General features: G+C 64.8%; 14 protein-coding genes. 7 read left to right on the forward strand and 7 right to left on the reverse strand.

Annotation, left to right across the window (positions count from 1 at the left end):
* Positions 1-92: 92 nt before the first annotated feature.
* The 3 genes from rpmB (at position 93) to GLR48_RS17920 (ending at position 3,478) form a co-directional block, all read left to right on the forward strand.
* A complete protein-coding gene (gene rpmB / locus GLR48_RS17910; protein ID WP_237063438.1) occupies positions 93-386 on the forward strand; it encodes a 50S ribosomal protein L28 in 294 nt (97 codons plus the stop codon).
* A gap of 132 nt (positions 387-518) precedes the next feature.
* Entirely contained in the window at positions 519-2,927 is a 2,409-nt protein-coding gene (hrpB, locus tag GLR48_RS17915; RefSeq protein ID WP_237063440.1) for an ATP-dependent helicase HrpB, read from the forward strand.
* Between the two features lie 116 nt (positions 2,928-3,043).
* Positions 3,044-3,478: an NUDIX hydrolase gene (locus GLR48_RS17920; protein WP_237063442.1), complete on the forward strand. Its 435-nt coding sequence runs from the start codon at positions 3,044-3,046 to the stop codon at positions 3,476-3,478.
* A gap of 215 nt (positions 3,479-3,693) precedes the next feature.
* Here GLR48_RS17920 and GLR48_RS17925 read toward each other — a convergent pair whose 3' ends face one another.
* From GLR48_RS17925 to GLR48_RS17940, 4 genes are all read right to left on the reverse strand, one after another.
* Entirely contained in the window at positions 3,694-4,194 is a 501-nt protein-coding gene (locus GLR48_RS17925) for a DUF1993 domain-containing protein (RefSeq protein WP_237063444.1), read from the reverse strand.
* Positions 4,195-4,282: 88 nt separating this feature from the next.
* Positions 4,283-5,188 (reverse strand): ornithine carbamoyltransferase, encoded by a 906-nt coding sequence (gene argF / locus GLR48_RS17930; RefSeq protein WP_237063446.1) that lies wholly within the window; start codon positions 5,186-5,188, stop codon positions 4,283-4,285.
* 80 nt (positions 5,189-5,268) lie between these two features.
* Positions 5,269-6,438, reverse strand: a complete 1,170-nt coding sequence (locus GLR48_RS17935) for an aspartate aminotransferase family protein (RefSeq protein WP_237063448.1) — start codon at positions 6,436-6,438, stop codon at positions 5,269-5,271.
* 187 nt (positions 6,439-6,625) lie between these two features.
* On the reverse strand, positions 6,626-7,459 hold the full coding sequence (locus GLR48_RS17940; RefSeq protein WP_237063450.1) for an ABC transporter permease: 834 nt from the start codon (positions 7,457-7,459) through the stop codon (positions 6,626-6,628).
* Between the two features lie 135 nt (positions 7,460-7,594).
* Here GLR48_RS17940 and GLR48_RS17945 point away from each other — a divergent pair, with 135 nt between their 5' ends.
* Together GLR48_RS17945 and GLR48_RS17950 are read left to right on the forward strand one after the other, a co-directional pair.
* A complete protein-coding gene (locus tag GLR48_RS17945) occupies positions 7,595-8,197 on the forward strand; it encodes a GcrA family cell cycle regulator (protein ID WP_237063452.1) in 603 nt (200 codons plus the stop codon).
* A gap of 181 nt (positions 8,198-8,378) precedes the next feature.
* Positions 8,379-9,152 (forward strand): SDR family NAD(P)-dependent oxidoreductase, encoded by a 774-nt coding sequence (locus GLR48_RS17950; RefSeq protein WP_237063453.1) that lies wholly within the window; start codon positions 8,379-8,381, stop codon positions 9,150-9,152.
* Here the strand turns inward: GLR48_RS17950 and GLR48_RS17955 are convergent.
* On the reverse strand, positions 9,149-10,171 hold the full coding sequence (locus GLR48_RS17955; RefSeq protein WP_237063455.1) for an endonuclease/exonuclease/phosphatase family protein: 1,023 nt from the start codon (positions 10,169-10,171) through the stop codon (positions 9,149-9,151). The genes GLR48_RS17950 and GLR48_RS17955 overlap by 4 nt on opposite strands.
* Before the next feature lie 204 nt (positions 10,172-10,375).
* On the opposite strand from GLR48_RS17955, the gene rimO reads away from it, so the two are divergent.
* A complete protein-coding gene (gene rimO, locus GLR48_RS17960) occupies positions 10,376-11,764 on the forward strand; it encodes a 30S ribosomal protein S12 methylthiotransferase RimO (protein WP_237063457.1) in 1,389 nt (462 codons plus the stop codon).
* Positions 11,746-12,459 carry a DUF5677 domain-containing protein gene (locus GLR48_RS17965; RefSeq protein WP_237063459.1) on the forward strand — a complete coding sequence of 238 codons (714 nt, stop codon included), beginning with the start codon at positions 11,746-11,748 and terminating at the stop codon, positions 12,457-12,459. Before rimO ends, GLR48_RS17965 begins: the two co-directional genes overlap by 19 nt.
* 9 nt (positions 12,460-12,468) lie before the next feature.
* Here GLR48_RS17965 and GLR48_RS17970 read toward each other — a convergent pair whose 3' ends face one another.
* A complete protein-coding gene (locus GLR48_RS17970; protein WP_237063461.1) occupies positions 12,469-12,816 on the reverse strand; it encodes a YigZ family protein in 348 nt (115 codons plus the stop codon).
* Between the two features lie 39 nt (positions 12,817-12,855).
* Positions 12,856-13,386 carry a chitin binding peritrophin-A domain-containing protein gene (locus tag GLR48_RS17975; RefSeq protein ID WP_237063463.1) on the reverse strand — a complete coding sequence of 177 codons (531 nt, stop codon included), beginning with the start codon at positions 13,384-13,386 and terminating at the stop codon, positions 12,856-12,858.
* Positions 13,387-13,433: the final 47 nt, after the last annotated feature.

Here is a 13,433-nt window from a genome sequence, read left to right on the forward strand (position 1 = left end):
GTGGCCATTCCACCAATCGGATCGCACCGCAGGGTGCGTCCCCAAGACGGCCCGCCCCTCGGGGTCCGGCCAAAACACGAAGGATGATGCCCATGTCGCGCCGCTGCGATCTGACCGGAAAAGGCCCGATGTCGGGCAACAACGTGTCCCACGCCAAAAACCATACTCGCCGCCGGTTCCTGCCGAACCTGCAGGACGTCACGCTGATGTCCGACACGCTGGGTCGCTCGTTCAAGTTCCGCATCTCGAATGCGGCGCTGCGTACGGTCGATCACCGCGGCGGTCTGGACGCCTTCATGAAGAAAGCCAAGGACGCCGAGCTGTCGCCTGAGGCCCTGAAGGTCAAGAAAGACATCGCCAAGGCCACCGCTACCGCCACGGCGTAAGCGACCCTTGATTAACACGCGAAAGGCCCGGTTGCGCAAGCACCGGGCCTTTTGCATGGGGTGTGTCGGCCTTTCTGCGAAAGACCGGCCTCTGGCGGGAGTTTATGGGGTCAGATGAACGGGGGACCCGCAATGCGTGACGACTTGCCCATTGACGATGTGCTGGAGGACGTGGTGGCGGCCCTGCGCAGCCATGGCCGGGTCGTTTTGCAGGCGCCCCCCGGTGCAGGCAAGACCAGTCGGGTCCCGCTGGCGTTGCTGGAGGCCGGCTTTGCCGGGCAGATCGTCATGCTGGAGCCGCGGCGGCTGGCGGTGCGGGCGGCGGCAGAGCGGCTGGCGCAGCAATTGGGCGAAGAGGTGGGGGGCCGCGTCGGGTACCGGATGCGCGGCGAGGCCCGCGTGGGACGCGATTGCCGGATTCTGGTCGTGACCGAGGGCATCCTGACCCGGATGGTGCAGGGCGATCCGGAGTTGCGCGGCATCGGCGCCGTGATCTTTGACGAATTTCACGAGCGGTCGCTGCAGGCCGATCTGGGTCTGGCGCTGGTCTGGGAGGCGCGGGCCGCGCTGCGCCCGGATCTGGCGCTTGTCGTGATGTCCGCGACGCTGGACGCGGCCCCGGTGGCGGCGCTGCTGGACGATGCGCCGGTCGTGACCTCGGAAGGACGCGCCTTTCCGGTCGAGGTCCGGTGGCTGGATCATGCGCTGCCGCCGCGCACGCGGCTGGCTGCGGCCGTGGCGGACCTGCTGGTGCGGATCGTGCCGGAGACGACGGGTGGGGTGCTGGTCTTTCTGCCCGGCGAAGGCGAGATCCGGGCGGTGGAGTGCGCCTTGAAGGGGCGACTGCCGGACGATTGCGCAGTACGGCCTCTTTACGGTGCCCTGCCCTTTGCCGCCCAGCGGGCCGCGATCGCCCCGGTGGACCGCGGGCGCAAGATCGTCTTGTCGACGTCCATCGCAGAAACCGCGCTGACGATTCAGGATGTGCGTGTCGTGGTCGACGGGGGCCGCGCGCGGAGGGCACGGTTCGATCCCGGCAGCGGCATGGCGCGCCTAGTCACGGAGCGGGTCAGTCGCGCCGAGGCGGACCAGCGCGCCGGGCGGGCCGGACGCGTGGCGCCGGGTGTCACCTGGCGCGTGTGGACAAAGGGTGAGGACGGCGCCCTGCCCGCCTTTGCCCCGCCGGAAATCGCGCGCGCGGATTTGACCGCGCTGGCGCTGGAATTGGCGCTTTGGGGCAATGCGGACCTGGCCTTTCTGACGCCACCGCCGGAGGCCGCCTTGGCCGAGGCGCGTGCGCTGCTGCGCGACCTGGGTGCGCTGGATGCGGGCGGCGGCATCACGGCCCATGGGCGCGCACTGGCCGCCCTGCCGGTGCACCCGCGTCTGGGTCACATGCTGAGCGTGGCGGGCGCACAGGCTGCACCGCTGGCCGCCCTTCTGGAAGCACGCGATCCTGTGCGCGAGGCAGGCGTCGATCTGGCGGTACGGCTGGCGACCCTGCGCGGGGACCGCAGCAGTGCTGCGGTCCATGGCCCTGCGCTGGCGCAGATCCGGGCCGAGGCGCAGCGGCTGGCCCGCGGCTTGCCCGATGGCGTGCCGCTCTCTACCGGCCAGATGGCGGCGCTGGCCTACCCGGACCGGGTGGCGCTGCGCCGGGCAGGTGACGACCCGCGTTACCTTCTGTCCGGCGGCAAAGGGGCGGTGATGGACCCAGCCGATCCGCTGGCGGGGCAACGGCTGCTGGTCGTGACCGACACCGACGGCAACCCGCGCGAGGCCCGCATCCGGCAGGCCGCGGTGATCGGCCTGTCAGAGCTGCGCGAGATCCACGGCGATACAATCCGCTGGCACGATGTCTGCGTTTGGGACCGGCGCGCCGGGCGGGTCGAGACATCGCAGCAGGAGCGGTTCGGCGCGCTGGTGCTGGACCAGCGGCGCTGGACCGATGCGCCGCCCGAGGCCGTGGCCCGCGCCATGCTCGACGGTGTCAGGCTGCTGGGCCTGCGTCCCGATGCCGCCGCACAGCGATTTCGCGCACGGGTGGCGCTGGTGCCCGTGATGCCGGACATGACCGACAATGCCCTGATGGCGGGACTGGAGGACTGGTTGCTGCCGTACCTTGGCGGCGTGCGGTCGGCGGCGGACTGGGGGCGGTTCGACCTGCTGCCGGCATTGCGGGCGATGCTGGACTGGGACGCGCAGCAGCGACTGGACCGGGCCGCGCCCGGCCACTTCGTCACGCCGTTGGGGCGGCGCATTCCGATCGACTACGATGGCGATGCACCACAGATCACCCTGCGGATTCAGGAAATGTTCGGCCAGACCGCGCATCCGGTCGTGGGCGATACGCCGTTGCGGGTCACGCTGCTGTCGCCGGGTCAGAAGCCAGTCCAAGTGACGCAGGACATCCCCGGGTTCTGGGCCACAAGCTATGCCGACGTGCGGCGCGACATGAGGGGACGCTATCCCCGACACCCATGGCCGGAGGATCCGACGCAGGCCGATCCTACTTTGCGGGCAAAGCCCCGGGGAACATGACAAAAACCGCACAATAAATGGGCTTGGCGATCGGTGATTCGCAAAATTGTTGCAATTTTTCGGCCGTCGGCCTAAAAGCAAGGAAATAGAAACGTTTAGTCCGTTGAGTATTGAGCATGACGATTAGCCCGGATTTTGAAAGAGCGACCCCCGCCCCCTGTGTTCAGGTGGCTGCGCTTTGCCATCGCAAGGGACCGAAAGGGCGCGAGGTCCTGCTAGTCACCAGCTCTCGGGGACGGTGGATCCTGCCCAAGGGGTGGCCGATCGATGGCAAGACCGATGGCGAAGCGGCGTTGCAGGAAGCCTGGGAAGAAGGTGGCGTGCGCGACGGTCAGGTGACCGCAAAGCCGATTGCCAAGTTCTTGGGGATCAAGCGCTACAACAGTGGCGAGGAAGTGCCGGCCCACGTGCGCGTCTACGGGGTAAAGGTCCGCGACCTGTCGAGTAAGTTTCCCGAGGTCAGTCAGCGCGAACGGCGCTGGGTCAGTCTGACGAAAGCGGCCAAGATGCTGGCGGACAAGGGATTTCGCAAGGCGCTGAAAGCCGTCTAAGCGCGCAGACTGCGCGCATCACGGCACTCACGGGGACTGTGGACGTAGCATCCTCGACCCTTTGGCCCCGCTTTCTTGCCCGGTCCGGTCATGCCGCGCGGTGTGGGGGTGCGCCCTACGCACCTCGGTCAGAGCGATGAGGACCCGGTGGCTGCCACGTTACCGCAGCGGCCTTCCCCATGAAAATGCCGGGCAGACGGTTCGCGCCGAACCTGTCAGGCCTCCGGTGCCGCCATGTAGTCGCGCTTGCCCAGCACCACGCCATTGTGGCGCAGGATCGCGTAGGCCATCGTCATATGGAAATAGAATTGCGGCAGCGCGTAATGGGCGTGATAGTCCGCACCGCTGAGCGTCATGTCTGACGGGCCGGCCTTGAAGGTCACCGCGCGCGTGGCGGCGTCCGAAAACGCGTCTGGCGTTGCATTGGCCAATTCTGCCTGCACCGCAGCAATCCGGTCGCGCAGGCCGGCAAAGGTCGTTTCCGTATCCGGATGGCTGGGCACGGCATTGCCCGAGAGCCGCGCATTCAGGCGGGTGGCGAAATCGCAGGTCAACTGGATCTGGCGCACCAGCGGCAACATGTCGGGAAACAGGCGCGATTGCAGCAGGACCTCGGGCACGATCTTGTGATCGGTGCAATGCGCCTCGGCCTTGGAGAGGATGCGCGCGAGGGCAGTCAGGCTGCGCTGCAGCGGTGGCACGACGGTCTGGTACATGGGCTCTCCGGGTCAGACACGCGGGTCGGAACAGCCCGGACCGCATGCCACATAGAGTGCGGCACGCGGCGCAATGCAATGACAAACGTCAGGCGGACAGGCAGTAGCGCATGATGGCTTTCTGCGCGTGAAGGCGGTTCTCGGCCTCGTCGAAGATGACCGAATGCGGGCCATCCATGACCGAGGACGTCACCTCGTCGTCCCGGTGCGCCGGCAGGCAATGCATGAAGAGCGCGTCTGGATTGGCCTGCGCCATCAAGGCGTCGGTCACCTGATAGCCGCGCAGCTGATTGTGACGCCGCTCGCGCGCGGATGCCGGATCGTGCATGCTGACCCAGGTGTCGGTGACGACGAGGTCGGCGCCCTGCACGGCTTTTTCCGGATTGCGTTCGATGGTGTAGAGGCCGTCGAGGGCGCGTTCGGGATCGAGCGGCGGCGGTCCGGAGAAGACGAGATCGAAGTCGAATTGCTTGGCCGCGTGGGCGAAGCTGGCAAAGACGTTGTTGCCATCCCCCGACCAGACGACCTTGCGGCCCTTGATCGGGCCATTGTGCTCTTCGAACGTCATGATGTCGGCCATGATCTGGCACGGGTGCGTGCGGTTCGTCAGTCCGTTGATGACGGGCACGGTGGCGTGTTCGGCCATCTCGTGCAGCGTCGCCTCCTCGAACGTGCGGATCATGATCATGTCGACGTAGCGCGACAGCACGCGGGCGGTGTCGGCGATGGTTTCGCCGTGTCCCAGCTGCATGTCGGCCCCGGACAGCACCAAGGTCTGGCCGCCCATCTGGCGCACGCCCACATCAAAGCTGACGCGGGTGCGGGTCGATGGTTTTTCGAAGATGAGGGCAACCATGTGGTTAGCCAGCGGCTGGTCGGCGTCGGGCGTGCCCTTTGGCAGGCCCTGACGCGCGTCCTTCATGCGGCGGGCGTCGTCGATGATGTGACGCAGGTCGGCGGTGGGCGTAGTGTGGATGTCGAGGAAATGGGTCATGGGTCGGGCTTTCTTTCGGGTGTCGGACCGGGGGTTTCACACCCCCGGCCCCCCGTGGAGTATTTGGAAAAAAGCGAGGATCAGATCGTCGATGCGGCCTTGTCCAGCAGATCGACAGCGGTGGCGATGTCGGCGTCGGTCAGGTTCAGCGGTGGCAGCAGACGGATGACGTTGTCGGCGGCGGGGACCGTGAGGAGTCCCGCGTCGTAGCCCGCCTTGACGATGTCCGTGTTCGTGGCCTTGCACACGAGACCCAGCATGAGGCCAGAGCCGCGGACGCCGGTGAAGACGTCCGGATGGGCGGCAACCAGACCTTCGAGCTTCTGGCGCAGCAGGCCGGCCTTGCGGTTGACCTCGGCCAGGAAGGCGGGATCGGCGATGATGTCCATGACCGCGTTGCCGACGGCGCAGCCGAGCGGGTTGCCGCCGTAGGTGGAGCCGTGGGTGCCGGCGGTCATGCCGTCAGCCGCGTGTTCCGTGGCAAGGACGGCCCCAAGGGGGAAGCCGCCGCCGATGCCCTTGGCCACCATCATGATGTCGGGCGTGATGCCGGACCATTCATGGGCGAAGAGCTTGCCGGTCCGGCCGACGCCGCATTGCACCTCGTCGAAGATCAGCAGCAGGCCGTGTTCGTCACAGAGGTCGCGCAGACCCTTGAGGCACTGGTCGGGCACCGGGCGAATGCCGCCTTCGCCCTGCACGGGCTCGATCAGGATGGCAGCGAGGGTCGGGGATTTGGCGGCCTCGGTCAGCGCGTCGTGATCGCCGAAGGACAGATGCACGAAGCCGGGCAGCAGGGGGCCGAAGCCCTTGACCATCTTTTCCGAACCGGCGGCGGCGATGCCGGCGGAGGAGCGGCCATGGAAGCTGCCGGAAAAGGTGATGATGTCGGTGCGCTCTGGCTGGCCTGCGTCATAGAAGTGTTTGCGGGCCATCTTGACGGCGAGTTCGCAGGCCTCTGTGCCGGAGTTCGTGAAGAAGACCGTGTCGGCGAAGGTGTGTTCCACCAGTTGATCGGCCAGCCGCTGCTGCGCCGGGATCTGGTAAAGGTTGCTGACATGCCAGACGGCGTGTGCCTGATCGGTCAGCGCCTTGACCAGCGCAGGGTTGGCATGACCGAGGCTATTCACCGCGATGCCAGCGCCGAAGTCGAGGAAACGGCGGCCGTCCGTGGTTGTGAGCCAGGCGCCCTCGCCCTTTTCAAACGCCAGAGGCGCGCGGTTGTAGGTTGGTAGGATGGTCGGGATCATGGCAAAACGGCCCTTATGGCAAGCGTGAAGCCCGATTGATGCCCGTTGGGGGCGGTCGGGTCAACGATTTAGGGGAAAGAAACGGACGTGCAGACGCGGACGCTGTTCAGCGTCCGCGTCGGATCGCGAGAGGGGCACATGCGTTCATGATCCTCCTTTAGCCTGTCCGGTGACGCAAGGGAAGGCCTTATGCCTTGAGGCGGTAGCCGCGGTCGAGCCAGCGCCAGACGATGCTGAGCACGACGGCGTTGGCGGCCAGCACAACAACCAGACCCAGCCAGGGCGAGCTGTCGGAGACGCCGATCATGCCACGGCGCACACCGTCGATGATGTAGAAGAACGGGTTCGCGTGGGATGCGATGCGCATCGGTTCCGGCAGTGCGTCGATGCTGTAGAAGGTGCCCGACAGGAAGGACAGCGGCGTCACGAGGAAGTTCGAGATGGCCGACAACTGGTCGAACTTGTTGGCGAAGATACCCGCGATCATGCCCAGACCGCCCATGAACATCGACCCCAGCGTCACGAAGGTCAGCATCCAGAAGATGTTCTGAATATGCACGCCAAGAAAGATCCACGACCCGGCGCCGATGACCGTGGCCACGATCAGGCCCCGCGCCACGGCGCCGAAGAGGTAGCCGAACAGCAGCTCTGACGCAGACAGCGGCGGCATCAGCGTGTCGACGATGTTGCCACCGACCTTGGCAGAGGCCAGCGAGGATGAGGTATTGGCAAAGGCGTTCTGGATCACGGTCATGATCAGGATACCGGGGGCGAGGAAGGTCATGAAGGGCACGCCCATCACGTCGCCCCGCTGCGGCCCGATCGCGATGGTGAAGATCATAAGCAGAAGGCCTGCGTTGATCAGCGGCGCCATGACGGTCTGACTCCAGACGTTGAGGAAGCGCTGCACCTCGCGTTGGGCGAGCGTCCGGGTCCCTTCCCAGTTCACGCGACCGAAGCGGCGCACGCCCATCGCTGATTTCGGGGCGGTGGCGCTGGCTGTGGCCGTTTGGTCGGTCATGACAGTTTTCCTTTGTCTTATAGGGTGCAATCGGGTCGCGGTCCTTCACTTCCCCTGTCCCAGTGCTTAGAATAGGGGATCGAGAGATTAGACAAGGCCCCGCGTCCGAGATGGGGCCAGAGTGAAGGAAGCCATATGTCCTGGACAGACGAACGCGTCGATACCCTCAAGCGCATGTGGGGCGAAGGGCAATCTGCCAGCCAGATCGCAAAAGAGCTGGGCGGTGTCACCCGCAACGCCGTGATCGGCAAGGTCCACCGGCTGGGCCTGTCGAACCGCGCCGGTGCCGGTGCGGCCGAGCCCGCAGAGGCGGCCCCTGCCCCCGTCGAGGCGCCGGTCGAGGAAAAGCCGCAGATGCGCACGGAGTCGGCCACGCCACAACGTGCGCCGAAACCCGACCCCGACGCCGAGGAAGTGGTCGAGCTGGACGAGAACGGCATACCCATCAGTGCCGCGCGCCGCGCGATCATTCCCGCGGGGCAACCGCTGCCGCCGCAACCCTCTGCCAACGAGATCAGCCCCGAGGCGCTGGCCAAGGTGAACGAGGTCGAGAAGACCGCCAAGAAGATCGGCCTGATGGAGCTGACCGAGAAGACCTGCAAATGGCCCGTGGGCGACCCCGCGACGCCGGATTTCTGGTTCTGCGGTCTGCCCACACAGCAAGGCAAACCCTATTGCGAGGCGCATGTGGGCGTTGCGTTCCAGCCGATGTCATCGCGCCGCGACCGACGCCGCTGACAGCCTGACATCTGATCCGACCTCAAACGCCGCATCCCGCTGGATGCGGCGTTTTGTTTTGCGGCGGCAAGACCGGCGGTCTTTGGCCGGATTTCCCGTCGTCGGGCCGCATCGGCTTGATAAATGCTTTGGCCCGCCCAGCTTTGATGAAAGCGGAATTTTTGCGGATCGGGAGATTTCCATGACCAAACTTGCACTCATCACTGGCGCGTCGTCTGGGATCGGCGCGGAATTTGCGCGCATTCACGCCCGGCGCGGCGGCGACATGATCATCGTTGCGCGCCGCACCGAGGCGCTGGAAGCGCTGAAGGCCGAACTGGAGGCATCGGAGGGTGTCTCGGTGCGGGTGATGCCGGCGGACCTGACCGACCCGCAGGCCGTGACCGACCTGTGCGCGGCCGTCCGGTCGGAACCGATCGAGATCCTGATCAACAACGCGGGCTTTGGTGGACAGGGCGCGCATGTCGACCGCGATCTGGCAAAAGAGCAGGCGATGATCGACCTGAACGTCAAGGCGCTGGTGGCCCTGTGCCACGCGGTCGGTGGCGTCATGGCACAGCGCGGCAAGGGGCGGATCCTGAATGTGGGATCAAGCGCGGGCATGATGCCCGGTCCCATGCAGGCCGTCTATTTCGCGACCAAGGCCTTCGTGCGCAGCTACTCCATGGCGCTGGCAGAAGAGTTGCGCGACCGCGGCGTCACGGTGACCGTACTGGCCCCCGGATACGTCGAGACGGAATTCGCCGAGACTGCCGACCTGAACGGCACGGCACTGGTCAAGGGTGGCGGCAAGTCACCCGCCAGCGTGGCTAAATTCGGCTACGAGCAGATGACCGCAGGTCGTCTGCATGTCATCAACGAAGGCCTGATGGGATTCGCGCTGAACTGGATCGTGCCGCTGGTCCCGCACCGCCTGATGCTCAGGATGGTGCGCAAGATGCAGACCAAGGCCTAGTTTTCGTCTTCCCAGTCGGACCCGATCGCCTCGCGCGTGGTGTTCTTCTCGCGGTCGATCATGTCGGTGATCTCCTCCATGTCTTCGGCGGTGGCGGTGTCTGGCCGCGTCTCGGCGGCCTCGACCGGGGTCAGCAGCAGCTTGAAATACATCGGAAAGTGATCCGATCCGTTCTTGGCCTCGCGCCGCATGTCCAGCAGGCGGAACTGCGCGTCGTGGAACAGGTGATCCAGCGGCCAGCGCATCCACGGCATCGTGGCGCTGAAGGTATTGTAGAATCCGCGCCCGACGCGCGGGTCGAGCAGGCCGGAGACCTGCTGGAACCGGCGCGTGGTGATCGACCACGCCACGTCGTTCAGGTCGCCCGACACGATGGCGGGCAGTGGATCGTCGCGTACCTCGATGGCGACGGCCGACATCTCGGCGTCGCGGCCTTCGGTATCCTGATAGGGCACGGGGGGTTCGGGATGGACGACGTAAAGCCGGAACGCCAGACCGTCGGCCAGCGGCACGCGGGTCCGCAGGGACGGCACGCCATCGACGACCTTTTCGCGGAACTGCGCGTCCTCCAGCGGCAGGCGGCTGTAGACGGCCATGCCGTAGCCGGTGTCCAGCGGCCTCAGCTGCTGGTGCGGATAGAGGTCGGACAGTTCGTGCAAAGCGTCGATCCACTCCTGATCGACTTCCAGCGCCATCAGGATATCCGGCCGCACGCGACGGGTCTGCGCGATCAGGTGATGGTATGCGCGGTTGGACTTCTTGACGTTGGCCGCCAGCAGGCTGACGCTGCGCGAGTCGGACACGTCCTCGCCCTTGCGCGGACGCAGGGACTGCTTGTGCCAGATCGGCAGGTAGCGTCCGATGTGAAAGAATTGCGCGACGGACGCCGCGATCATCAGGCCGAAGATCCAGGGCCAGGCGGGTGGTTCGAACCACCAGGTCACGGCGATCAGCAGCAGCGCCAGAAAAAGGATCTGCTGGCGCGGGAAATCGGCGCTGCGGATGAAACCGTGTGACATGCGCGAAAACGGGAGGAGTGTGACGAAAACAACGATCGCTGCGCCCAACCAGAGCAATACTTCTGTCAAGATCATTGCCTATTGTACCGCTCTGCATTGTGTTTCGCGACGCATCAACGCACGGATCGACGGTTTGCTCCAGCCCCCTTTCACAGGTCACGCGGCGCCCCTTTTCGCGGACGGCCCATCGGGATAGAAGGACCCATGACACAGAACCCGCCAGAGCTGCGCCCCGACCTCGCCCGTGCCCGCGTCACGGATGCCCCCCGCCCCGGCCAGCCGACCATCGGCATGGTCTCCTTGGGCTGTCCCAAGGCGCTGGTGGACTCAGAGCGGATCCTGACCCGCCTGCGCGCCGAGGGCTACGCCATCAGCGCCGACTACGCGGGTGCTGAGGCTGTGATCGTGAACACCTGCGGGTTTCTGGACAGCGCCAAAGCCGAAAGCCTTGATGCCATCGGCGAGGCGCTGCAGGAAAACGGCCGCGTGATCGTGACGGGCTGTCTGGGGGCGGAGCCGGATTATATCCGCGAACATCACCCCAAGATCCTCGCCGTCACCGGTCCGCAGCAATACGAACAGGTGCTGGACGCGGTGCATCTGGCGGTCCCGCCGTCGCCCGATCCCTTCATTGACCTGCTGCCCGCGACGGGCGTCTCTCTGACGCCGCGGCATTACAGTTACCTCAAGATTTCAGAGGGTTGCAACCATAAGTGCAAGTTCTGCATTATCCCCGACATGCGCGGCCGTCTGGCATCGCGCCCCGCCCACGCCGTGCTCCGCGAGGCGGAAAAGCTGGTCGAGGCGGGCGTGCGCGAACTGCTGGTGATCTCTCAGGACACCTCTGCCTACGGTCTTGATCGCAAGTATGACCTGAACCCGTGGAAGGGTGGCGAGGTGCGCAGCCATGTGACCGATCTGGCCCGCGAGTTGGGGCAGCTCGGCGCCTGGGTGCGGCTGCACTACGTCTATCCCTACCCCCATGTGCGCGACCTGATCCCGCTGATGGCCGACCCCGCGTCGGGCGTGCTGCCCTACCTCGATATCCCGTTCCAGCACTCCCACCCGGACGTGTTGAAGCGGATGGCGCGGCCTGCCGCCGGGTCGAAGACGCTGGAGGAGATCGCGGCCTGGCGCGCGATCTGCCCCGACATCACCCTGCGGTCGACCTTCATCGTGGGCTACCCGGGAGAGACCGAGGCCGAATTCCAGCACCTGCTGGACTGGCTGGACGAAGCGCAACTCGACCGCGTCGGCTGCTTTCAATACGAAAACGTCGCCGGTGCCCGGTCCAACGCCCTGCCCGACCACGTGGCGGCAGAGGTCAAGCAGGACCGCTGGGACCGCTTCATGGCGAAGGCGCAGGCGATTTCCGCCGCCAAGCTGGAGGCGAAGGTCGGCCGCGTGCTGGAGGTCATCGTGGACGACATCGACGCAGACGGCATCGCGACCTGCCGCACCTGGGCCGACGCACCCGAGATCGACGGCAACCTGTTCATCGACGAAGGCGCCGAGGGGCTGTCGGTCGGAGACGTGGTGAAGGTCACGGTGGATGAAGCGGGGGAGTATGATTTGTGGGGTGCTTTAGCTTAAACTATAATTTTCCTGATACAAATGACGGGCTCAGAAGAGCAATCAAGCAGGCAGAGAAAATTTGCAGGAAGTCAGTTCCATCTACATTTAGCTTAACCGATTTCTGCTTTACCGGCCTTTTGCACGCGATTACGGAAATCGGTAAATCTATTCTTATACTCTGCAAGAACGGCCGACATCATGATGCGGGTATTCTTTTAAGATCACAGATGGAGCATCTAATTTCACTCATGGTGCTGGAAAAGGACTCAAGGTATACAAATACACTTCTCTTGGAGAACGCAAAATCAATAAGAACGGCCCTCAAACAAGCGGAAAGCGGCAATCCATTTGCCGAAGGTATCTCGGACCTACCAAACTTTGAGCAAAACCTATTAAATTGGCAGCATACTTATGAAGACCTCTCAAGGAATGGAGCAAAGTCTCGCAGTTTTCAGGATTTGTTCAATAAAGCTGGTTTAGCAGACCTCTACGAGACGGGTTATAGGTCTTTAAGTAGCCTAGTCCATCCATCGATCTCGGGGATACAAAAACGTTCGCTTAGGATTGACTTAATTAAGGATTCGGTAGAGTTTGATTTAAGGCTGGCGGCTCCGGAGGAGACCGTCTACCTCGTACTTAATTCGTCTATTTCGGCTATATGCCAGGCCACCCAAATCATTGCCTCCCGGATGAACGGCTCCGCCAACGCTTAAGCATTCTGTCTACATTTCATCCAAATAAATCCGCACAGCATCCTGCACCCGCCTGAACCGGTCTCCGCCCAGATGGACACCGCCAAACCAGCGGGTGACGACGATGATGTGGCCTTCCAGCCCGTCGCGTTCCAGCATGCGCAGGATGACGAGGCCGGCGCCGGCTTCTCCGTCGTCGTTCTTGACGGGGCCGTCGGGCAGCAGCAGGCCCCAGGTGTTGTGGGTCGCCTTCGCGAACTTCTTGTTGCGGCAGAGCGTCTTAACGAAAGTCTTCGCCTCCTCGACCGACGCGACAGGTCCGCCGGAGACGGCGTATTTCGACCCGCGGTCGGTCAGGGCGTTGGCGATGATCTTCATGGGGTGGTGATGCGGCAGGCCGGGGTCTGCCGCAAGGGTCTAGTGCGTGTAGGTGACGCCCGTTGCGATGGCATTGGCGAGTGAGGTCTCGGCCCATGTCCCGCGGCCACCGCGCATCCGGATCTCGGTCAGTTGCGCCAGCGCGCCGTCGTCCGCCCCCTGTTCCACCAGCGCCTGGCCCATGTAGGACCGGGTCAGCAGGTTGTCGGGGTTCACGGCGAGCGCCTTGGCGTAGAAAGCCATCCCACCGGCCATGTCGCCGGATTTGCGCGTGGCGAAGCCGCGGTAGGTGATGACCATGTCGTCCGTCTGGTCCTGCATCGTGTCGAGCACGCGCAGGGCGTCGGCATAGCGCCCGGCGTAGGCCAGTTCGCGCACATCGTTCAGGCGCGCGTTGTCGTCGTTGGTCGATTCCTCCGGCGGCAGGCAGGTTTTCGTCGCAAGGTCGAAGACGAGGCCATCGGCGCAGGTCTGCGTGGTGGCCGTCGGCTTGGGCGGCGCGGGGTCCGCGGATCCGGCGGCAAAGGCCAGCGTGGGGCAGAGAGACAGGGCAAGGAGGGCGAGGCGCATGGGATTCTCCGGTCTGAACGCGGTCATCTTAGCGGGGCCTTGCGCGG

It is taken from the genome of Loktanella sp. M215, from assembly GCF_021735925.1.
Lineage (GTDB): Bacteria > Pseudomonadota > Alphaproteobacteria > Rhodobacterales > Rhodobacteraceae > Loktanella.